The sequence below is a fragment of the Clostridium oryzae genome (assembly GCF_002029235.1).
Lineage (GTDB): Bacteria > Bacillota > Clostridia > Clostridiales > Clostridiaceae > Clostridium_AE > Clostridium_AE oryzae.
Genome location: NZ_MZGV01000065.1, coordinates 1 through 21,896, shown reverse-complemented (window position 1 = coordinate 21,896; position 21,896 = coordinate 1). Strand labels below are relative to the sequence as shown.

General features: G+C 33.3%; 22 protein-coding genes. 5 read left to right on the top strand and 17 right to left on the bottom strand.

Translation table 11 applies throughout. From position 1 onward, the window contains the following. Nucleotides 1-149 precede the first annotated feature (149 nt). Both CLORY_RS18970 and feoB read left to right on the top strand, forming a co-directional pair. Nucleotides 150-374: a FeoA family protein gene (locus CLORY_RS18970; protein WP_079427444.1), complete on the top strand. Its 225-nt coding sequence runs from the start codon at nt 150-152 to the stop codon at nt 372-374. A 50-nt stretch (nt 375-424) separates the two neighbouring features. Further along, the gene (feoB, locus tag CLORY_RS18965) at nt 425-2,548 is read left to right on the top strand and encodes a ferrous iron transport protein B (protein WP_079427442.1); all 2,124 of its coding nucleotides are present in this window, start codon (nt 425-427) and stop codon (nt 2,546-2,548) included. A gap of 52 nt (nt 2,549-2,600) precedes the next feature. Here the strand turns inward: feoB and CLORY_RS18960 are convergent, their stop codons facing one another. The 16 genes from CLORY_RS18960 to CLORY_RS18885 form a co-directional block, all read right to left on the bottom strand. Then, a complete protein-coding gene (locus CLORY_RS18960; RefSeq protein ID WP_079427440.1) occupies nt 2,601-3,074 on the bottom strand; it encodes an iron dependent repressor, metal binding and dimerization domain protein in 474 nt (157 codons plus the stop codon). 167 nt (nt 3,075-3,241) lie between these two features. Next, on the bottom strand, nt 3,242-3,841 hold the full coding sequence (locus CLORY_RS18955) for a manganese catalase family protein (protein WP_079427438.1): 600 nt from the start codon (nt 3,839-3,841) through the stop codon (nt 3,242-3,244). A 3-nt stretch (nt 3,842-3,844) separates the two neighbouring features. Further along, nucleotides 3,845-4,132, bottom strand: coding sequence for a spore coat protein CotJB (locus CLORY_RS18950; RefSeq protein WP_079427436.1), 288 nt, complete (start codon nt 4,130-4,132; stop codon nt 3,845-3,847). Between the two features lie 14 nt (nt 4,133-4,146). Beyond that, nucleotides 4,147-4,389, bottom strand: coding sequence for a spore coat associated protein CotJA (locus tag CLORY_RS18945; protein ID WP_139376098.1), 243 nt, complete (start codon nt 4,387-4,389; stop codon nt 4,147-4,149). A gap of 80 nt (nt 4,390-4,469) precedes the next feature. After that, a complete protein-coding gene (locus tag CLORY_RS18940) occupies nt 4,470-4,961 on the bottom strand; it encodes a cyanophycin synthetase family protein (RefSeq protein ID WP_079427434.1) in 492 nt (163 codons plus the stop codon). 109 nt (nt 4,962-5,070) lie between these two features. Beyond that, entirely contained in the window at nt 5,071-6,045 is a 975-nt protein-coding gene (locus CLORY_RS18935; RefSeq protein WP_079427432.1) for a phosphotransferase enzyme family protein, read from the bottom strand. A gap of 157 nt (nt 6,046-6,202) precedes the next feature. After that, nucleotides 6,203-6,943: a DUF362 domain-containing protein gene (locus CLORY_RS18930; RefSeq protein WP_079427430.1), complete on the bottom strand. Its 741-nt coding sequence runs from the start codon at nt 6,941-6,943 to the stop codon at nt 6,203-6,205. Between the two features lie 29 nt (nt 6,944-6,972). After that, complete coding sequence (locus CLORY_RS18925) at nt 6,973-7,788, bottom strand: sugar nucleotide-binding protein (protein ID WP_079427428.1); 816 nt, start codon at nt 7,786-7,788, stop codon at nt 6,973-6,975. Between the two features lie 530 nt (nt 7,789-8,318). Beyond that, nucleotides 8,319-9,563, bottom strand: a complete 1,245-nt coding sequence (locus CLORY_RS18920; RefSeq protein ID WP_079427426.1) for an aminopeptidase P family protein — start codon at nt 9,561-9,563, stop codon at nt 8,319-8,321. A gap of 10 nt (nt 9,564-9,573) precedes the next feature. Next, nucleotides 9,574-10,824, bottom strand: a complete 1,251-nt coding sequence (locus CLORY_RS18915) for a M24 family metallopeptidase (RefSeq protein ID WP_079427424.1) — start codon at nt 10,822-10,824, stop codon at nt 9,574-9,576. Between the two features lie 289 nt (nt 10,825-11,113). Next, complete coding sequence (locus CLORY_RS18910; protein WP_079427422.1) at nt 11,114-11,899, bottom strand: amidohydrolase family protein; 786 nt, start codon at nt 11,897-11,899, stop codon at nt 11,114-11,116. Nucleotides 11,900-11,913: 14 nt separating this feature from the next. Next, the gene (locus tag CLORY_RS18905; RefSeq protein ID WP_079427420.1) at nt 11,914-12,282 is read right to left on the bottom strand and encodes a MerR family transcriptional regulator; all 369 of its coding nucleotides are present in this window, start codon (nt 12,280-12,282) and stop codon (nt 11,914-11,916) included. Between the two features lie 272 nt (nt 12,283-12,554). Beyond that, nucleotides 12,555-13,517: an Ig-like domain-containing protein gene (locus tag CLORY_RS18900; protein ID WP_079427418.1), complete on the bottom strand. Its 963-nt coding sequence runs from the start codon at nt 13,515-13,517 to the stop codon at nt 12,555-12,557. Between the two features lie 90 nt (nt 13,518-13,607). Further along, nucleotides 13,608-14,462, bottom strand: coding sequence for an AmmeMemoRadiSam system radical SAM enzyme (gene amrS, locus CLORY_RS18895; protein WP_079427416.1), 855 nt, complete (start codon nt 14,460-14,462; stop codon nt 13,608-13,610). A 15-nt stretch (nt 14,463-14,477) separates the two neighbouring features. After that, nucleotides 14,478-15,884, bottom strand: a complete 1,407-nt coding sequence (amrA, locus tag CLORY_RS18890; RefSeq protein WP_079427414.1) for an AmmeMemoRadiSam system protein A — start codon at nt 15,882-15,884, stop codon at nt 14,478-14,480. Between the two features lie 182 nt (nt 15,885-16,066). Next, entirely contained in the window at nt 16,067-16,270 is a 204-nt protein-coding gene (locus CLORY_RS18885) for a hypothetical protein (RefSeq protein ID WP_079427411.1), read from the bottom strand. A gap of 465 nt (nt 16,271-16,735) precedes the next feature. Here CLORY_RS18885 and CLORY_RS18880 point away from each other — a divergent pair, with 465 nt between their 5' ends. Next, nucleotides 16,736-17,116, top strand: a complete 381-nt coding sequence (locus tag CLORY_RS18880; RefSeq protein ID WP_079427409.1) for a L,D-transpeptidase — start codon at nt 16,736-16,738, stop codon at nt 17,114-17,116. A gap of 848 nt (nt 17,117-17,964) precedes the next feature. Here the strand turns inward: CLORY_RS18880 and CLORY_RS18875 are convergent. After that, nucleotides 17,965-19,257 carry a glycoside hydrolase family 27 protein gene (locus CLORY_RS18875; RefSeq protein WP_079427407.1) on the bottom strand — a complete coding sequence of 431 codons (1,293 nt, stop codon included), beginning with the start codon at nt 19,255-19,257 and terminating at the stop codon, nt 17,965-17,967. Between the two features lie 133 nt (nt 19,258-19,390). Between CLORY_RS18875 and CLORY_RS18870 the strand changes: the two genes are divergently transcribed. After that, a complete protein-coding gene (locus tag CLORY_RS18870) occupies nt 19,391-20,308 on the top strand; it encodes an AraC family transcriptional regulator (RefSeq protein WP_079427405.1) in 918 nt (305 codons plus the stop codon). A 216-nt stretch (nt 20,309-20,524) separates the two neighbouring features. Next, nucleotides 20,525-21,388, top strand: coding sequence for a class II fructose-1,6-bisphosphate aldolase (gene fba / locus CLORY_RS18865; protein WP_079427403.1), 864 nt, complete (start codon nt 20,525-20,527; stop codon nt 21,386-21,388). Nucleotides 21,389-21,896: the final 508 nt, after the last annotated feature.

The following is a 21,896-nucleotide window of genomic DNA, read 5'->3' as shown; positions in this document are numbered from 1 at the left end:
GTTTGGTCGAAAATTCAATTATAACATGAAATTGGGGGTCATTGTTTTTTTTATACAAAAAAACTCTGTAACCCTTGATATATAAAGAAATTTTTAAAAGAGTAGTGTAAAAAACTTTACACTAACAATTATACTGGGGAGGATATTTTATGTTAAAGCTTAATAATATAGACATAGGTACATCTGCTATAGTTGAAAATTTATCGTCAAACGGAATGTTAAGAGAAAGAATGTTGGCACTCGGATTGACAAAAGGTGCCATAATAGAAGTAATTAGAAGAGGTCCTTCTGGCGATCCTACAGTTTACAATATAAGAGGAGCAATGATAGCTTTGAGAAGGGAAGAAGCCTGTCTAATTTCTGTATCTCAGTAATAAGTTTATAATTCATTATATACTAGTAAATAATATTTTGGAGGTTATGAATGGGATTAACATTTCAATCCACACAAAATAATGCCTTAACAGATATATTTACAGTTGATAAAGTGAAAGAAAACGCACATTATGTAATTGCTCTTGCCGGTAATCCTAATACCGGTAAAAGCACTGTCTTTAATGCACTTACAGGATTACATCAACATACTGGAAATTGGCCTGGTAAAACGGTAGTAAACGCTAGAGGTAAATTTAAATATAATAATAAAGATAACATTATAGTAGATCTTCCAGGCACGTACTCACTTTTTGCTTCTTCAGTAGAAGAAGAAGTAGCAAGAGATTTTATATGTTTTGGAAATTCAGATGCAGTTATAGTTGTGGCAGATGCTACTTGTCTAGAAAGAAATATGAACCTCGTTTATCAAGTAATGGAACTAACTGATAATGTAATACTATGTATCAACCTGATAGATGAAGCGAAGAAAAAGAATATAGTTATTGATGCAAAAGGTATAGAAAAAGAGCTAGGTATTCCAGTAGTACTATGTGCAGCTAGAAGCGGCATAGGAATAAAGGAGCTAAAAGAAACTTTGTATGAAGTCACCACAGGAAAAATCATCTCAAAACCTAATAAAATCAAATATAAAGACTCTATAGAAAATAAGTTAAAGTTAATACAACCCTTAATCGAAAGTAAGATTACTAAAATTAATTCAAGATGGTTTTCTTTAAGGCTTATTGATAGCGACCCAAAGCTTATAAACTCAATATTTACTCATTTAGATGAGAACTCTACCGCAGAAATACTAAAGTTAATTGATTCATATTCTGCCTATGAGGATAAGAAAATAATAAGAGATGAAATCTCAAATCAAATTTATAAATCAGCTGAGCATATAAAGCAAAAGTATGTAAAAATAGATAAAACTAAAATTAACCGAGATAGATTAATAGATAATTATATTACTTCAAAAACATTTGGTATTCCGCTAATGCTTTTAGTTCTAGCGTTAGTCTTCTGGATTACAATAACTGGAGCTAATATTCCTTCTGAAATGTTAGCTAATATTTTATTTGCTGCTCAAAATAAACTTACTATATGGTTTAATAATATAAACGCTCCCACCTGGTTGCATGGAATTCTTGTGTTGGGACTTTATAGAACTCTTGCGTGGGTAGTATCTGTTATGCTTCCACCTATGGCTATATTTTTTCCGCTTTTCACAATACTTGAAGACCTTGGATATCTGCCAAGAGTAGCTTTTAATCTTGATCATCTTTTTAAAAAAGCTTGTGCTCATGGCAAGCAATGTCTCACCATGTGCATGGGATTTGGATGTAATGCTGCTGGAATAATATCCTGCAGAATAATAGAATCACCTAGAGAAAGACTTATTGCTACGCTTACTAATAATTTTGTTCCATGTAATGGAAGATTTCCTACACTTATAGCTATATCTGCTGTATTCTTTGTGGTTAAAGGAGGTACTGCTGCCGGAATATTACCAGTTCTGTCTATTACAACATTAGTAGTTATAGGTATAAGTATAACTTTACTAGTATCTTATGCACTTTCAAAAACCATATTAAAAGGAGTGCCTTCTACTTTCACCTTGGAACTTCCTCCTTATAGAATGCCTCAAATAGGAAGAGTTTTATATACTTCAATAATTGATAGGACAATCTTTGTTCTTTGGAGAGCTGTTATTGTAGCTGCTCCTGCAGGTGCTATAACCTGGATATTAGCTAACATCCATATTGGCAATTTAAGTGTAATAGGCCATGTGGCAGCTTTTCTGAATCCATTTGCTCAAATTATAGGACTGGATGGATTTATACTTATGGCATTTATACTTGGACTCCCTGCCAATGAAATTGTATTGCCTATTCTTTTGATGAGTTACCTATCAACAGGTTCAATGGTTGATTTCGACAATATCGAATCATTTAGAAAAATACTTCTTGCTCATGGATGGACTTATCTAACTGCATTGAATACTATGCTTTTTAGTCTATTACATTGGCCCTGTGCTACAACGTTGCTAACTATAAAAAAAGAGACAGGAAGTTTTAAATGGACTGCATTATCTATAGTTATTCCTACAGTTATCGCAATAACAGTTTGCTTTATTACTACTACAATATTTAGGCTGCTAGGACTTGCCTAGTCTTGAAACAATTAAAAGAGTAAAAAGAAGAATTTATCTCTTCTCTTTACTCTTACTTACTATTTTTTTCTTTTCTAAACTTATTTAATTTTTCCAGTATATCAGGATAAGCATCAAAAAACTCTACCATATCCCTCATTCCGCAAAGGACCTCTTTGTTTATCGTATGCTCTATCTTCTCAGTTTCCTCTAACAAATCGTCTCCTACATTTAGCATACTTAGAAATTTCTCTATTATATTATGCCGCGTCAATAGCGCTTTTCCTAATTCACTTCCTCTTTTTTCAAGCATTATAACTCCATATTTTTCATACTTTATAAGCTTTAGTTCAGCTAATTTATGAAGCATTTTGCTTACTGAAGGCGGCTGTACATTAAGGGATGAAGCGATATCATTCACTCTTGTAAAACCACTTTTATATGATAATCTGTACACCATTTCCATATAATCCTCTGCGGAAGGTGATAATAAATTCTGATCCTTTTTCATATATTCTGTAAATGTAAAAAATTCGTCCTGTGACACTGTCGCTCTCCCTCATATATTAATTCATAGTTAATTATATGAATGAGAACCATAAAATATAAACACTTTATAAAATCAATATACACTGTACGTAAAGTGAGCATAAGGAAAGAAGTGATCAATAAAAACATTTTTCTGTCTCCTCTGACCACTTCTCCCTTCTTTTATTATTTCATGAAATCGGGTTTTGGCATTGTAAACAAATGCGGTGATTGCAAATAATCCTGCACTATTCTTAGTGCTTCTCCAAATCTCTGAAAATGAACTACTTCCCTCTCTCTTAAAAATTTAAGCGGTTCTATAACGTCTGGATCGTCTGCCATATTGATTAGATATTCATATGTGGATCTTGCTTTTTGCTCAGCTGCCATGTCTTCATGAAGATCTGTTATTGGATCTCCTTTGGATTGAATATATGCAGCTGTAAATGGAACTCCATCTGCACTTACAGGATATATTGCTTTATCATGGTCTGCGTAATATGGTCCTAAACCTGCTGCTTCGATTTCTTCAACGCTTGCGCCTTCAACCAATTGATGAACAATAGCCCCTACCATTTCCAAATGAGCTAATTCTTCCGTTCCTATATCATTTAACGTAGCTATAGCTTCTGATGTAATCATGGAAAATCTCTGACTTAAATATCTGAGTGATGCAGCTAATTCTCCATCTGGACCTCCATATTGCGTGATAATTACTTTTGCCATTCTAGGGTCAGGTTTTCTAATCTTTATCGGATGTTCCAGTTTCTTTTCATATGCCCACATATTCTATCTATCCTCCTTATCGAACTCAAAATTTGCACTATACTCCCAAGGCCACGGCTGATTTATCCACTGCCATGGATAACTGCTTTCAGATTTTCCTTGAGAGAGCATTCCGTAATGTTTATTGTATACAGTCTTTAAAGAACTAGATTGTGCAGCTAAAGAATTATATCTTGTTATTGCTTCCTGATCATCCGGATGGGTATCGAGATATAATTGATAGTCCACTATCATGAAATCAGTTACCATTATCTGTTTTAACAAATCCATTTTATTCATATCCTTGTCCATAATAGTATTCCCTCCTATCTCTTACCCTCTGGTTTATAATTTTTAGCTTTTTTATTATAAGGGCTGTACAATTCCGGAAATATAGTCCCCAGCTTAAGAGCCTCTATCGGAGAAAAGGTATTACAAAGTTTTTGAAACGGAACATAAGCAGTAGCTAACCTTACATCACGTATTGTAAGTTCCTGTGGAATGCATTTGTCCATTCTTGGACAATACATATCTAGCATATCAGCATCTGGTCTCATATAATTCATCATGATATATAATTTTCCTCCCAATATGTCTTTTTACAATTTACATAATATTCATTCTTCAGGAGGTTTGCTACTGGATTTTTTCAAATAAAAGTAACAACAGCTGACTGCTCAGTTTCAAACATTTCTTTCAGTATCTCCAATCTGAAGTCTAAATCAAACAAATCATCTCCAGTAAAATAGTTAATAACATCAACGGCAATTCTGCCTGCTTCTATACCAGAATTTTTATACTTATACTCATAGATTGTATAGCAATTGCTTGTGCAGCATCTGCTTTGCGAGCAAAAACCTACATTGATGCCTGCCCTATCCTGCACAGCTAGCGCTATATGCCCGCATAAATGATGAAGTTGAATTCCTCTATTAAGCTTATGAGCCAAACCTGAATCTTCATTAGTACAACATTGGTGGTTGACTAATTCCGGCAGCATGGTGAGTAGTTCATATTCCAAGCCGTCAATTTCAGTAGTAAATACATTTTCCAAACCTTCCATATCCAAATCAAGTTTTATGCACTTTTTATCTGAATAGATATTATTTTCTTCAAACACTTTAAATTTTATAGGTCTCAATTTTCGTTTACCTCCTAGTATTTAATTGCTATATACTAGTTAAAATGCGTGAATATCATAACAATTATTCAAATTATTATATTTCTCAAGCTTGCAAGAGTATCTTGCACTAGTCTATCCTAATAAATGGAGTACCTTCTGAAAAGGGTACAAAGAACTCCCTGCTCCATCTGTTTATCGCTTCACCAAACCATTCCATTTTAGCCGCACCTTTTGTATGTGTAACTATAAACAGAATTATTTGAAACACGATGAATGCCTCTATATACCTTAAATCTATTGTTTTACTATTCATACTCCTATAACCGGCCATGATATCCTTGCGTTCATTTGCTTCAGTAAAGTGGCTAAAAAGTGAGCCTAAATCCATATAATAATAACTATACCCGCTTAATGAAAAATCTATCGGCACTATTTGGCTGCCGCTAACTATCAAATTAGATTTTGCCAAATCAGAATGCACTAAACTCATATGTTTTTCCTTTGCATCTAATTCGCTTATTCTTATAATCACTTCACTAATAGCCTTCTCAATAGCTATGTACTGTTCTGTTGAAATAATCCTTGCATCAAGAATGCTTCTAATCTTCACAATACTATTTAATAATAATTTTTTATCATAGTAATACCGTTTAATATTACTGCTTTCAATTTTATATTTAGGTAGGTTGTGCAGCTTTCCAACCATCTGCCCTACTTTATATGCTATATCTTCAGTCTGCTTGGTTTCTTCAATAGTATTACCATCTATCCAAGTTAAGACGGTAACAAAAGTTCCATCCTTCAAAATTGTTACAAATTTTCCATCCCTATTTTTAATTGGCATCTGAATTAATAAATCAGTATCTCTGCGAATAAAATCCAGGACTTCCATTTCTCCATTAAGGAAGTCCAAACGTTGTTCGCTTTCTCCAAAAATATCCTTAGAAAAATCTCTGCTAGTCTTATGGATACGCAAGACATACTCTTGCATCGACCTAGGATTCTTTAATCTAAAGGTTTTATTTTCATTATGCCTTATAAATTCTATTTTAGGGTTTTCAATATTGTAATTTCCTAATGCTTCCTTAAGTAAATCGTCCATTATTCTCTCCTAGTTGTTAAGTGATTGTGCAGCAAACTTTAGTCTTTGTATTAACCTGTCTTTTCCAATGATTCGATTCTTAAATAAAATACCCCTCGCTTTCATGGACTAGCCTTTCATCAATATAATTACTTGCTTGGCCCAGCAGTAAATAATTTTAATCAGCTATTCTTAATATCTGTAAATATTCCGGAACTTCATGCCTCTTAAAAAAATTGTCCAACATATACATATCAAGTTCTATTGCATCATCACCAATAAAAGTTTGCTCAAATTCGAATTGCCCAGTATACTCTTCCATTGCTACCCCTCCATTTATATAGAAATCAAACGGACAGTACTCCTGAATTGCACGATACACATTAGCAACGGATTTATGAAGATGTATGTGAATGCGAGGTCTCCAATCTTTAATTAAATCTCCTATTTGGTACATACGTCTTGGTACAGCACCGATAAATAATTTAACATTATTCGAAAAAATTGCTTCAGGCCTTTTTGATGTAGCAGGAAGTCCTATCCTTACGCCATAATTTTTTAAACATTTTGGCAAAAAATGCTTTTCGCCATCTATATCTATCTCATCTACTTCTTCAAAGTCTAAATCAATTAGCTTTACTTTATATTTACTAAGAATTTCGCCTAAACCAGCCTGCTTAAGATTATTTCGTAAATATCCGTTAGCGCTTTCAGCAAGAGTACAATCTCCACCATTTAGATATACATATTCTATTACTTTTGATAGTAATTTAACATCTGTTCTTGGATGACCAGGTTCAGCAGGCCTTGCCAGATTAATTTTTATAAGCACATATTTATTTTTATTAATTGCACTTTTTATGCCAATCTTATCCAAACAGCAAAACAATTCTTTCTTGTTCTTTGCACTCAATATCATAACAACACATCCTAACTTTTTTATATTCACTAATTAGTCAAGTAATCAATTACCAATCTATTACTTATTCTAAAATCGTTAGGAAATTCCTGCTGCCTTTTGGATAATATAGCAAAATATCCACCTTCGCTAATCTCTTCATCAAATTTTACATTCTTAAGTTCCAACTTTAGTACTAATTGATTATATATATCTTTATAATCCATCATATCATCAGCCGACAAGTGAAAAATCCCTTTCAAGTCTTTATCGATTATATAACAGGTTTTCTTTGCAATGCAAACATCAGTATTCGTATTTACAAATATGCCTGAATATACTTTTATTTTCTTTTTGTTACGTTGTGCATCTATTAATTGCTTCATTCTAGGAGATTCTTTACCCCAAACCTGAGGAATCCTTAATATGCATGCATTTTGATGTAATATATTCATAAGCATATCCTCGCAGGCTATCTTAAATTTTCCATAATCCGTAATAGAATTGGGTTTGTCCTCTTCATAGTGAGGTTTGCTTGTATCACCGTCAAATACATTTGTAGTAGAGAAAAAATATAACTTGCCGCCATTCTCATTAAGATATTCCGCAACTTTTCTGTGAAAAATAAGCTGTTTATCAAATTCTCCTCTTATGCAAGATATAACAATTTCAGGTTGTACAGCAGTTAGTATATGCTGTGTATCTGCTAAATCCTCTATATTTAATTTAAGGCTTTTGTTTTTATCTAGTACAGTTAAATTACTATTATAGGTTCCATAAACATCAAGCTGCTCGTTGCCTCTCATTTCCTCTGCTATTGCTTTTCCAATAAGCCCGCTTCCTCCAAGAATAAGAACTTTTTTCATCAATTACACATCCTATCATTAAATATTTTCTATATACTAATGTTATTGCAAATGATGTATAATTTCTTAATAAAAATTGCTATAAAAAATGGTTACACTCTATGTCGGCTAGTTCCACTCGTTAAGCAATTTCACCGCATCTTTTAGTCAAATTTCCTAATGGCTCATAACTCGGCTGCGCCTCAAACAATTCGCCATCTTAACGGAAATTTGCCTAAAAGACACGGATAATTGCTAAACTCGCTCCAAATGCCTCCATCAGGTGTAACCATTTTTAATACCCTAACTCTTAATTTTTACATAATACTTTTATTTTATTAATTCTATTACCTTGCTATCTTAATTCACTAACTTCAAAATATATTACTGTTTCTTATTAACTTCTTCGTAAACACGCTGTACCGTTTTTTCATTTAGTAACCACCTTTTCTCCTATTTAGTGGTGTATCTTGATATTAATAAAAATTATCTTCAATTGGCAAAAAGCATAAATTCCTAAAAAACAAAATTGATTCATATACAGTTGAACGTTATTTTCCCTGCATAAACTCCTCTATCTCGCCAACAGTTTTGGGAATATTATCTGTAAGAACCTCACAGCCATCTTTAGTAATGAGTATTGTATCTTCAATCCTGATCCCTATATTTTCTTCTGCAAAATATAGACCAGGCTCTAACGTAAATACCATATCTTCCTCAAGTGTAGCTTCGTCATTTCCTACGTCGTGGGTATACAGTCCTATAAAATGACCGGAACCATGCAAATAGTATTTATTTATTTCCTCTGGCTTCTTTATCATACCAATCTTTATCAATTCCTCTGCCATTACGTCCTTACTTACCTGTTGAAGAAGATGTTTTGGCTGTCCAGGTTTTGTCTTTGCAATAGCTGCCTCAAGACCTTTAAGCACAATCTCATACAATTGTTTTTGTCTATCAGTAAACTTACCGTTTATAGGATAAGTCCTTGATACATCTGCACAATAATAATCAGAGCTTGCTCCAAGATCAAACAGTATCATTTCACCATCTTCGATTTTTCTAGAATTCTCACTATAATGCAGCACACAGGAATTGGGCCCAGATGCGGCAATTGTAGCAAATGCATGTCCACAATTGTTGCTCTTAAGCACAAAATCGAAATATGCCTCCACCTGATTTTCTGTCATGCCAGGTTTCATATGACTCAGCATATGCTTTACAGCATCACTCGTAATGCTGCAAGCCCTCCTGTGTGCCTCTATCTCCTCCCTATGTTTTACTGATCTCATATTAGCAATTTTATGATATGTATTTTTTAATGACAAAAATGGATACTTATCCAACACTTTCTTTGCAAACTGCTGTGCAGCATCTAGCGACATATTCATATCAAGTCTTGCGATATCTACATATAAATTCTTGATATCATATGTAAACATAAGCCAGGATATAATATTTTCCAGTTCATTAATATATCTCACCGAATCAATCCCATATTCAGCTTTAGCCTCCTCCGGTCTCAGCATTTTACCTTCATATCTCTCCTTGACTTCCTCAGGCCTTTCAATAAACAGCATTTCATTAAATTTATCATTTATGCGATATACCATATAAATTGAATTTGGCTTTGTGTACCCTGTTAAATAGTAAAAGTTTCTATAGACTGAAAATGGATAGCATTCATCTCCTGCCTCATCCTTTTCTTCACCTGCAAAAACTACTCCTATTGAATTGTTTTCAATAAACTTTGCATACATTTCTCTTCTTGTTTTATGAAATTCTTTACTTAACATATTTATTCACCTAAAAATATCCTTTCTTCATAGTATCTTCAATCTCTTTAATCGTCCTTGGTGTTGCTGCTGATAAATTCTCACAACCGCCTTCAGTAACAAGGCAGTTATCCTCAAGCCTGAATCCAATTCCCCATTCTTCATGGTAGATGCCTATGTCTATGCAAAATACCATTCCACGGGCGATTATCTCCGGCATCTCAACATCATCATGTACATCATAACCTACATGATGTGCTCCTGCATGCCACATGTACGTTCCGATATTCCTATAGTCATCTAAAACCCCCGCTTCTTTTAGCTGCTCAAAATTATACTCTCGTATTGTCTTGTCTACATCTGCCATCTTCATGCCTGGTTTTATTATACTGAACATGTGCTCAGAAGTATTATAAGCACAATTATATAGCAATTTCTGCCTGTCATTATACCTACCATTGCATGGCCATCCTCTTGAGACATCATTCATAAGGCCATCATACCAAGCACCTACATCATTGAGGATCATATCATTCTCTGCTGCAACTCCCTTATATGAATAATAATGAATACAAAAATTATTCTTTCCAGCGGAAATAATTGACGGAAAAGCTGATCCTTGCGGTCCATGCTGTCCTAAAGCGTAATCAAACTCAGCCTTATACTGATATTCATACATTCCAGGCTTGGATGCTTTCATCATAGCAACAATGCCTTCTTTTGTGATAATTTCAGCTTTTTTCATAGCCTCAATCTCACAAGGTCGTTTAATTGTACGAAGCTTTTTAATATTGGGATGAACATTTAAAACATTTAAAAATGGATAAACCTCTGCTGCCTTCTTTTGAAATAAATATGTATCGTCATCTCTCTCATTCATATCCAGCTTATCAAAGTCAAAATAAATATTTTTAAAATTGCCACTGGAAGCCAAATTGTGAAAATCTCTCTCAAAATTCTGCAGAAATGCAACATCTTCTATCGCTGAAAGTTCATATGCTTCATCAGGTTTAATCCTTGTGCCTGTCCAACGTTCTAAAAACGCATCTGGCGGCAAAATATAAACCTTCTCCCTAACTTCAGAATCCGTAATTTGTGCCATAAATATGAAATCATGACTGTCTAGTCCTGTAAGGTACAAAAAATCTCTATTTGTATAAAAAGGATAGTCTTCATCCCCTGTTTTTCTTTTAGCTTTTCCAGAAAACACAATAAGAAGTGAATTTTTCTGCATTCCTTTATATAGCCTTTGCCTATTTTCCTTATGGAATTCTTTCCTCATGATGCGCAACCTTCTTCCTATATACAAAAATCTAGTATTATAAATAATGCAATAATAAGCCTTAAATAAAATATAATTACTATTTTTCAGTGGCTATTATTTGCCTTATCACTAATAATACTAGACTTTTTTCACAAGATTGTAAATATTGTTTTCTCTAAAGTAAATATATAAAATGTGATGTATAGGGAAACAGCTTCAACTATTAACTTATACATGCCCGATAATCGCTTGATACTGTGCTTTTCGAACATGTATAAGTTAAGTTTTCACAGTGTTTCCCTATAGTTTATATTTCTAAGAGCTCAGCTATATTGTCACCTAAAACTCTTTGCCTTACATACTTGTCCGAAGTAATTCTTTCAATCATATTTCTCATAACTACAGGATCTCCATGTGGAGCATCTGAACTAAAAAGCGTTCTTTCCGGAAAGGTTTTTATAATAAGCGAAAGTACTAAAGAAGAAAATGCTGCAGAAGTATCCATATATAAATTTTTGTTTTCCTGTACAAGCTTTATCGTCTCAAGCCAGTTTATTCCTCCTGAATGTCCAAGAATCACAGGGATATCAAGAAATTTTTTTGAAAGTTCATTAATCTGTTTTATATCCTCTAATGTCAGTGGTGAGAATGTATGAATCCACAAAGGAAGTTTTCCAAACTCAGCTGAGGCTTTAAAAATAGGTTCTAACAGATAAACACTACCTGGTGCAAGCGTCAATTCTCCCATTCCATAAAGATTATTTTGGACGATCTGCTTTTCTACCCACTCCAGCGTCTTATCTTCCGATAACCCTGTGGGAATTGACCCAAACCCTATAAATTTATCAGGATTTTCACTTATAATTTTTGTCATTTCTTCTGTTGACGAAATCTTTGTTTCCAATGCACTCACTTTGCCTGATATTATATCCTTTAAAGTTCTCATTTCCTTTTCAAAAGCATCTAAATCCTCTGCTTTTTCAGGATGAATTGATGTAGAAAACAATATGGTTTTCTCTATTCCTGCTTCTTTCATTAAATGCAGTTGTTTCTCAGTTGGTAAAATAACATGTTGATGGCTATCAATAATCATTTATATTTCTCCTCTTATAAGGAGCTAGTTTCGTTTCTTTCAAAATTATCTATCTTCTCACGAAGTTGTGATCTTAATACTTCCAATATACTGATTTGCTTTTCTACTACTGTTAATTTATCTTTATAAATTTCTATAGCTTTTTGACATAAAGGTCTTTGCAGTTTTGCTGAAACTGGGCACTCGATAATATCTGTAATTTCCTCAGTAGTAAGGCCTACACTTAAGTACATCTGAATTGTCTTTACTCTAACTACCATAGCTTCATCAAAATCACGGTAACCATTTTCTAATCTATCAGATTCTAAAAGTCCTTTTGCTTCGTAATAGCGCAATGAACGAACACTGGCTCCAGTTTTATTTGATAACGTACTAATATTCAATTTGAACTCTTTCTCCTTTCAGTATCCATTCTAAACTATGACATTAATGTCAATGTCAACATTTTACCGTATACAAATTTCAAAAAAAATCAGCTATTTCGACTTCGCAAAATTCGTTGAAACATCGATATTTTACCCGTCGAAATAGCGATTTGCTAATTAAAATTATATAACTTACTATAGGTTATAAAGTTTGTACAAATTATATCTGCACCTTCATTTAGCAATTTTTTTGCCTCATTAACATCATCTACAGTATGCACCAACACACATTAACCATTTTCTTTTAATTTTCTTATTATGTCCTCTGTTATGGCATCCTCATAAATCGATGCAACCACTATATTATTCTTTTTACACCAGTTAATTATATTATCTATACTATCAATTTCAGAATCATGTATAAAATACTGATAATACTTAAAATGATATACACTGTCAATACCTTCATACATTTCCTGACTGCCAGCCTGCATTACAATTCTATCAAAAAGTTTTTCGTTATCTTTAAATGCTTCAATAATTTTTTGCGTTGTTTCTATAGCAGTAGCTTTATCAATAGTTCTTAAATCAAACATAAAATAAACATCCTTATGTTTTTTCATGTATTCCACTATAGTCGATAAATCTATAGTTGTATATTTTCCCTGTATTTTAGTATTCATAAATTCATCGTATGTCATAACTGGATTTTCTGCATTATATGGAACCCCAGTATAATCATACGTAAATTTCGTCCATCCATGGCTACAAACAAGCTTATTATCTGACGTAAGGATAATATCAGTTTCCATATATTTAAACCTATTCTTTGTAGATTGTTCTAGTCCTTCTAGTGAATTACTGTAGATGTAAGTGTTGTCCACTGCGCCTAATGCATGAGCCATTAGCTTATAGTTAACGAACTTAGGAAAATTTTTTACAGTAACAGCACATTTGTACTGATACATTTTTTTGTTTTTCTTAAAAGTACATATGATATAAGTCTTGCCCTTTTTCCTAGCCGTGACCTCACCTGTACTAGAATTTACAGTTGCTACTTTGTTGTTTTTAGAAACCCATTCGGCCCTTTTAATCCCTTTAGTATAAGTCAAACATAGATCATAAACCTCTTTTACTGTTAACACCAATTTATTTGTATTGAGTTTTATTACAGTGCGTTCCTTACCATTTGCTGTATAACCATTTGCAAACAAAATATAGATAATCAACATCAGCGATAAAATTTTTTTCATAATGCTCCGCCTCTTATTGCTATTTTTTATTTCATTTAAATTTTATAACAGACAAATGTTAAGAAAAAGAGTGGTCATGTAAAATGCAGGTTATACATTTCCAAGCTTTACTCTTGTAAGATATTTTTTTGCAGTTTCTTCAGCTTTTTTAATAAAAACTATATCTGTCGGCGGATTTTCAAGTTTATATCTTGGAAAATATCTGGATAAATGCAGCGGTATATTTTTATCGATAGCTCTTATAAATGAAGCTATATTCTCAACTTCTTCAAGATTATCATTTTCTCCGCTCACTAAAAGTGTTGCAATCTCTACATGACAGGCTTTTGCGGCTGTTTCAATATTTTTCAATACTGGATTTATAGTGCCGCCACATATATTCTTATAGTACTCATTGTTAAAGCTTTTTAGATCTATGTTCATCGCATCAACATAAGGCAGAAGTTCTTTTAATGGTTCCTCCCTTATATATCCGTTGCTTACAAGCACCACAACTTTGCTAGGATCAGTTTCCTTCAATAATTTTGCACAGTCATATACATATTCATACCATATGCTCGGCTCATTATACGTAAAAGCTATACCTATATTATCTGGTATAGCTACTGCTTCTTTCACGAGATCTTCCTTAGTTACAAATTGACTTTTAGCATGAAACTGAGAAATGCTGTAATTCTGACAAAAGGTACAGGTAAAATTGCAGCCAAAACTCCCTACAGAAAATATTTCCGTAGAGGGTTTAAAATAGCAAAGTGGCTTTTTTTCAATTGGATCTACAGCTACTGAAGTCACTTCACCATAATTCACAGTATATAGCTTTCCATTTTCATTGGTCCTTACATTGCATTTCCCAAAATGTCCATCCTCAATTACACAATTGTGTGGGCATAAAAGGCAATGCACTTTGCTCCCAATGTTTTCATAAAACATAGCTTCCTTCTTCATAATGTTTCCTTCCTTCTAGCTTTCCTTATGTCTTAAAACCTTAAATTTTTCTATTTTATATTCTTCAGCAGATCCTATACCCGCTTTTTGAAGAGCTATGTCCAGTTGCTTCTCTACAGTATCTACCTCTTCAAGGTCTGGAAGCAAAAGTCCCGTTTTGCGGCCACTTCTAACAATTACACCATACTCCCTAGGGTCTAGCTCTTCTTTATCAGCAGGCTCTGGTTCCGTAAGTACATCTACTGAAAAGTCTATATCTATAAGCTCATCTTCTTCAACTTCATAAAATCTTGGATCGTTCATTCCAGCCTCTACAGCATTTCGCATAATCTCCTCTGCTACACTATCCGTTACTGGAAATATAGTACCAATACAACCTCTTAATTCGCCATGCTTTTTGAGTGATACAAATACTCCTCTTTTTATAGACTTCATTTCATCTGGTACATAATTAGGAAACTCCTCAAGCTCTTCTCCGCTGACCAAATAATGCGTCAAACTTTCTCTCGCAAGTCTTGCGTAAGGGTCTGTGCCTTCTTTTTTTCTCTCATAAGCCGTTTTCCTCGCAGTTTCCAATTTATCAAGCATTGAAGTATTCTCAGAAATAACATTAAACTTCATTACCCCATAGCCTACTCCAAAGGTTCCCTCGTAGCTCAAAAGCTCGCCGTTAAATTTCTTTTTGTCTAAGGCTCCGAGCATCATAACAACTGATCTTCTTCCACATTCACCTGCATTGATAAGCGTATCTCTATCAATGCTGAACACACCTTCTACATGTCCATTTTTCAGGCAATCCAAGAATTCTTTATCAAATTTTTCTCCGTATGGATTGTATCCGTATGGTCCATGTTCCTTCAACCTATGTGATAAATCACCGCTGGCTATCATTACAATTTTTTCATCACTTTCTTCTACTGCTTTTCTTATACACATTCCAAACCTATATAAATCCAAATCGCCTATTGGAGCATAAGTTATATGTACTAGCTTGTAAGCTTTATAATATTTATTTATAAAGTACAATGGTACCATAACCCCATGGTCTAAAAATTCATAGGAATTATATTTATTTAAGAATCCATCCGTAGCCATAATCGAAGGTATATTTTCCTGCTGCGCAAACTCGTATATGCTGCTTGCAAGAGCTGTATTTATATGTACCTTCATTGAAACATCTGGAACGCTGAAATTTTCAAAGCTGCCATTAAGCTCATGTTCACCACATATTGCAACTGCATCCTGAAACATAGTACCGTGAGGAGTCACAGTGATAATAGTGTCTGGCGATTTCTCCGCGATCTCCTTTGCTATTTGATCAAAACCAGAACTTGTGGCCTGTATTTTCTTTTCCTCTCCTTTTCCTATCTCTGGAATTACAATAGGCGGATGAGGAAGCAGATAAAATCCCTCAAAACTCATAAAAAAGCCTCCTTCTTAAGATATGATTTATCTTCTCCTATTTTAAAAAAAGTATAAATATATAAAACTATTTCTTTTTCATTAATACCGTCCAAAGTATTGATTTCCCAAAAGCTATTTTTATCAAAAAAAGTTGTTAACTTTTTGTTAACAACCTTTTTGAAACAATCACAAATAAAAGATTATCCGCCCATTATATACTTAACAACCAAATATACCATCGCCAGTAATAAAACAATATTAATAACTGCTAATAAATATCTACTAGTTTTTGTGCTCTTAATTATAGGCTTTTTACTGTTTTTGTTAGCTATACTTAATAACATTTTGCTCCACGATACACAAACTCCTACAACAATCAAAACTATAATAAGCGCTTCTTTCACAGTTTTTCCTCCTGTCTGAAAGCTATGCAGCATTTTTTATTATACCTATAATTTAGTATATCATAAATTGCAGCTATTAATCATATATCAGTTTTCGTGTACAAATGCAAAAGGAAATGTTGTGTCACTTCGGAGACTGATCCGTTCATTAAGCACTTGTAACACGAATTTTATGCAAAAGTGCTGTATTAAAATTTCAATAGCTATATATTAATAATATATTCTCTTTTATTCTTTCCATATCTCTTTATACTGATATAGCCCTTCAAATGTAGGTTGAATATTATGTAATTTGCATTGAGCTACATACTCAATAATAACATATATAGACATAACAATTACCTCCTATTAGCGATACAAAAGTTTATATACATTACAATATATTCACGCCTAATATTTTTATTCACATATTTAAATAAAAACTAATAATATATTATTGTATATAAATTTTTTGAGGATATTATCATGTTTAGATTTCCAACTTATTCAATTTCTGAAGACTATAGAGCTGTCTACAGCATTAGTATAAATACAAAAGGGCATACTCTTACTCTGTTCAAAAATAATGCGGTGTTTAAAACCTACAAAGTTGCTGTCGGTAAAGCTTCCACTCCTACTCCTAAAGGAAATTTTAAGATAATAAATAAAGCAATAAATCCTGGCGGACCCTTTGGCGCAAGATGGATGGGCCTCAATGCACCAAATGGAGACTATGGAATTCATGGAACCAACAATCCAGCTTCTATAGGAAAAAATGTATCCAATGGCTGTGTAAGAATGTATAACAATGATGTTATTGAAGTATTTAACCTTGTGCCTATTGGTACATCTGTAAAAATATATTAAAGGTTGTGGCACAATTGCCACAATCTCCTATCTATTAAAATTCAAACTTTAACGATCTTAAAAATAAATCCAATGTTGTTTTAATTTTTAAGAGAGTTAAAGACTGCATTTTGATATACTATCTATTGCACTTTCCTTTTAATTGGCCAAACAGCTGAAACGACTGTTTAATCGTGACAGGTCTCAACCTTGAACTCGTGCTCCTTGGGGAGCCCTGTCCTGGTTAAATAGTTTTTTAAGGTTATTTTTATTAAAAAGAAAATCCGTTTCAGCATGCACTAAATTGTAAAATGGCTTTTACCTCTCTAAATAATTAACGATATATTAAAGTATACTTCGAAGAAATTAAATACTGTTATTCCATAGAATAACGTTTCAAAATTAGAAATTAATCTATATTTAAAAAATTCTCTTCCTAACTAGCATCCATTTAATTTACAGAATCGGTAGGGAGCATTGACCAGCAGGTCATGCCCCTATTCCAGATTCACAAATTATTTACATTATGTCCTATTTTATTAGCATACCAAGCTAAAAAAGTTCCCCATCTTCCGCAGCCAAGAACTGAAATGTTCATTATTTTCACTCCCTTTTATATACGCATATATTGGCCAAAACACCTTAGCCTTATTATACCTTAAAAAAACATTACTTCCAATAAGTTATAGGGTTTCTATACGTAAACTTAACTTATACATGCTGAATTATCGAACGCTTCAACGATCATTCGGCATGTATAAGTTAATAGTTGAAGTAAAAACCCTATATCCAGTGTGTAACTGGTAAGTAAACAAATAAGACTCTATCTGCACTGTTTGTGTGAATAGAGTCCTATCTGAAAAAAATATTTATTTCTCCAAGCGATATAAAACGGAGCCATGAGCCGGTAACAAGGCACTGACAGTTCCTTCTGCTTTTCCTAAATCCTTATGCTCCCACAAATCACGAACTGAAACCGTCTTTAGTTCTAATTCTGACAAATCAGCTTCAACCGTAAGTTGTTTATCTGAAAGATTAAATAAAGCAATATATCTTGCCCCATCCTCATCTTCACTGACCCATACTGCTTCATTATCATCTCTCTTTAACTGAGTAGCATCAAAAGAATGCTTAAGAAGTCGCAGCACTTCATCATTAGTAAGCAGTGAAAGTGTCCACTCATCGTTGTCTCTCATTTCTCCGCCCATCATTAATGGAGAACGGAAAATACTCCATAAAGTCATCATTGTACGCTGTTCATCTTTAGTGAAATTTGTCCATCTGCCTTGATGGAAGCCCATGCCTATTTTCCCTAACGGAAGCATATCACAGTCAGGCCAACAGCCTGGAGTTACATGCTTCTGCCACACTTCGCAGCGCTCAAACATAGCTTTAAGTAATTCCCACTTATCCCAGAAATCATCCGTAATACGCCATAGGTTCGCATTTTGTTCCATATGCCAAGCCTTTTCAATCACAGCAGGTCCTGGTGAAAGACTTAAAGCCATTTGACGCCCAGAATTGTCTATAGCATGGCGAATCATTTCTATCTCCTTTTCAGCTGAGTATGGATCGTGAGGATACATGTTAGTGTTACAGATATCATCTACTTTTACGTAATCCACACCCCACTCAGCATATAGTTCAAACAGTGAATTATAGTACTCCTGTGCACCTGGCTTTGTATAATCTACGCCATACATATCACCATTCCATCTTGATATGGAACCAAATAATGCAATTTGATCAGCAGTTACTGAAGTTCCTTTGATTTTTGTCCTAGCATGAACAGCTTGTCTTGGAATCCCTCTCATGATATGTATACCAAATTTAAGTCCCATATCATGAATCTGATCAGCGATTGCCTTAAATCCCACTCCATTTTTAGATGAAGGGAAACGGTTCTCTGCAGGAATCTGACGAGAAAATTCATCTAATGTAAGGTGAGCAAAATTTCTATATTCGCTAACACCTGTACCAGCCATAGGTTCAGACCACTGAATATCACAGACCACATATTCCCAACCATGCTGTTTCAAATATTTTTCCATATATTTAGCGTTTCCGAGCAGCTGCTCCTCATTAACTGTAGCCGCATAACAGTCCCAGCTATTCCAACCCATTGGTGGAGTCAATGCTACATAATCTTTCTTTCTAAGCATCCTAAAACCTCCTTAAATAAATGTATAAATCAATTATAATTTCTGTTAGAATAGAATGTGCAATCAAATAAAGAACGAAATACAAAAATGCAATAAAATGTTGCATTACTTTTACAAACTAGGAGTATAAATTATGAGTATTTTCAATGATGAAAACAGATACATTTCTATAGAAGCTTATTACAGCGTCAGCTTTGACAGCTTTCATATGTCACAACATAGTCACCCAAGCTGTGAAATTATGTATGTGACAAAAGGTATTTGCAATGTAGAAGTTAATAATACAATATTGACGCTTAAACAGGGACAATTCATATTTATAGATGAGAATATTCCTCATTTACTTTGTGTTAACGAGGGGTCTCCTTGTTCAATTATAAATTTAGAGTTTGCCTGCACCACAAATAGAATGGGAATAGATATAATGAAATTAAAAACTCAGTTTAATACCTTTTTAAATTTTCTTCAGACGCCTTTTGAATATATTTCACTATATGATAGAGGAACTTTATGCCATGCATTAAAGGATCTGCTATTAGAACTTGAAACTTATTCCATCAAACAAAACCAGTTTGTTTTAGAAGTTCTACTTATGCACATTCTAATTGAACTTTCCCGTTGCACAGAGAATAACAATTCTATTGCAGGATTGGTCTATGTGCGCAAAGCTCAGCAGTATATCAAAGATAACCTAGATAAAGAAATAAGTATTCAAGATATAGCTTCATATATCGGAATACATAAAACTTATCTTCAAAAGTTATTTAAACAGTATCAAAATTGCAGTATTTCAGAATATAGAAATAAAATAAAGCTTCAAAAAGCTGCTTATTTATTACAAAATACAACTTCCACTATAACTGACATAGCTTTTGAGGTTGGTTATAACAGCAGACAGCATTTTAGTTATACATTTGAAAAATACTATAAGATAAGTCCTAAAGAATACCGTCAAAAAAATAACTTTTGTGCTGATATAAACACTAATGGAATGAAATTAATAAAAAGTACTAATGACAAAGTCTATATTTCTACCAGTAAACCTTTTTAGAAAATGTTCTTTTCTATACAAGTTCTTTATGATAAAATAATATTTTTATAAACTCCAAGTTGCATTTTTCAATATTATTTTCATACGCTGGTTATAATACATTTATATTCTTATCAAAATTGTTTCATTTTTAACAACTTTATATTATAATTAATTGAGAGAAATATTTCTCATAGTTTACAAGTTACAATAAATTATATAATTGGAGGTAAAATTATGTTAGTTTCAGCAAAAGAGATGTTAAATAAGGCTAAAAATGGTAAGTATGCTGTTGGACAGTTCAATATCAACAATTTGGAGTGGACTAAAGCAATATTACTTACTGCTCAGGAAAATAATTCCCCAGTAATCCTAGGAGTATCCGAAGGTGCTGGAAAATATATGGGTGGATATCATGCTGTAGTTGGAATGGTTAATGGTTTATTAAAAGACTTAAACATTACTGTTCCAGTTGCACTTCATTTGGATCACGGCAGCTATGAAGGAGCTTTCAAAGTAATCGAAGCTGGTTTCTCATCTGTTATGTTCGATGGTTCTCACTATCCAATAGATGAAAACATTGAAAAGACAAAGGAAATCATCAAATTAGCTAACGAAAAAGGACTATCCATGGAAGCTGAAGTAGGTTCCATAGGTGGAGAAGAAGATGGAGTTATCGGTGCTGGTGAAGTTGCTGATCCAGCTGAATGTAAGAGAATTGCAGAATTAGGTGTTACTATGCTTGCTGCTGGTATAGGTAATATCCATGGAAAGTACCCTGCAAACTGGAAAGGCTTAGATTTTGATACATTAGCTAAAGTAGACGAAGTTACTGGTGATGTTCCACTAGTTTTACATGGTGGTACTGGAATACCTGCAGATATGATCAAAAAAGCTATTTCCCTAGGAGTTGCTAAAATAAATGTTAATACTGAATGCCAGCTATCATTTGCAGAAGCTACTCGTAAGTATATCGAAGCTGGTAAAGATCTTCAAGGAAAAGGCTTTGACCCTCGTAAATTGTTAGCTCCAGGATTTGAAGCTATCAAAGCTACAGTTAAAGAAAAAATGGAACTTTTCGGTTCAATAAACCAAGCTTAAAAGCTTTGTTGTTAAAAATACCGTATCACTTAAAAGATACGGTATTTTTTTAATTCAAACATATTTTTCTCTTACTATTAGAATGATTATTTTGATGTTCTGAAATAATCATAAATTTTGTTATATTTATATACCTCAGCCGTTTTACCAGAACTAAGTTTTTCAAAATTCATTACATGCGCCCTCTTTCTTATACTTAGTGAATTATTTATCAAAGTAAATACAATTATAATTTCTATTATCCTATTAATAGTCATTATAGTAATAGCCGTTCATAGCTATCTGAACAGGTTCATTTTCATGCTTAGATAGCCCTCATTAAGCGGTAAGACGGCAAACTTGTAACGTGACCATTCTAGTTATAATCTACTTTTCAAAACCATCTTCATTTTAGCTAATTTACTATTACCAATTTTTATCTTAGACCTGTTCTCCATTTCTAACCCTAATGTATGAATTACAGACTTTAGGGTATCGATAATTAAATATAATATAATTACCATTGTAA

Coding starts and splice junctions, on each gene's coding strand:
- CLORY_RS18970 (WP_079427444.1), top strand. CDS start 150: ATGTTAAAGCTTAATAATATAGACATAGGTACATCTGCTATAGTTGAA.
- feoB (WP_079427442.1), top strand. CDS start 425: ATGGGATTAACATTTCAATCCACACAAAATAATGCCTTAACAGATATA.
- CLORY_RS18955 (WP_079427438.1), bottom strand. CDS start 3,841: ATGTGGGCATATGAAAAGAAACTGGAACATCCGATAAAGATTAGAAAA.
- CLORY_RS18950 (WP_079427436.1), bottom strand. CDS start 4,132: ATGGACAAGGATATGAATAAAATGGATTTGTTAAAACAGATAATGGTA.
- CLORY_RS18945 (WP_139376098.1), bottom strand. CDS start 4,389: ATGATGAATTATATGAGACCAGATGCTGATATGCTAGATATGTATTGT.
- CLORY_RS18935 (WP_079427432.1), bottom strand. CDS start 6,045: ATGGACGATTTACTTAAGGAAGCATTAGGAAATTACAATATTGAAAAC.
- CLORY_RS18930 (WP_079427430.1), bottom strand. CDS start 6,943: ATGATATTGAGTGCAAAGAACAAGAAAGAATTGTTTTGCTGTTTGGAT.
- CLORY_RS18925 (WP_079427428.1), bottom strand. CDS start 7,788: ATGAAAAAAGTTCTTATTCTTGGAGGAAGCGGGCTTATTGGAAAAGCA.
- CLORY_RS18920 (WP_079427426.1), bottom strand. CDS start 9,563: ATGTTAAGTAAAGAATTTCATAAAACAAGAAGAGAAATGTATGCAAAG.
- CLORY_RS18915 (WP_079427424.1), bottom strand. CDS start 10,824: ATGAGGAAAGAATTCCATAAGGAAAATAGGCAAAGGCTATATAAAGGA.
- CLORY_RS18910 (WP_079427422.1), bottom strand. CDS start 11,899: ATGATTATTGATAGCCATCAACATGTTATTTTACCAACTGAGAAACAA.
- CLORY_RS18900 (WP_079427418.1), bottom strand. CDS start 13,517: ATGAAAAAAATTTTATCGCTGATGTTGATTATCTATATTTTGTTTGCA.
- amrS (WP_079427416.1), bottom strand. CDS start 14,462: ATGAAGAAGGAAGCTATGTTTTATGAAAACATTGGGAGCAAAGTGCAT.
- amrA (WP_079427414.1), bottom strand. CDS start 15,884: ATGAGTTTTGAGGGATTTTATCTGCTTCCTCATCCGCCTATTGTAATT.
- CLORY_RS18880 (WP_079427409.1), top strand. CDS start 16,736: ATGTTTAGATTTCCAACTTATTCAATTTCTGAAGACTATAGAGCTGTC.
- CLORY_RS18875 (WP_079427407.1), bottom strand. CDS start 19,257: ATGCTTAGAAAGAAAGATTATGTAGCATTGACTCCACCAATGGGTTGG.
- CLORY_RS18870 (WP_079427405.1), top strand. CDS start 19,391: ATGAGTATTTTCAATGATGAAAACAGATACATTTCTATAGAAGCTTAT.
- fba (WP_079427403.1), top strand. CDS start 20,525: ATGTTAGTTTCAGCAAAAGAGATGTTAAATAAGGCTAAAAATGGTAAG.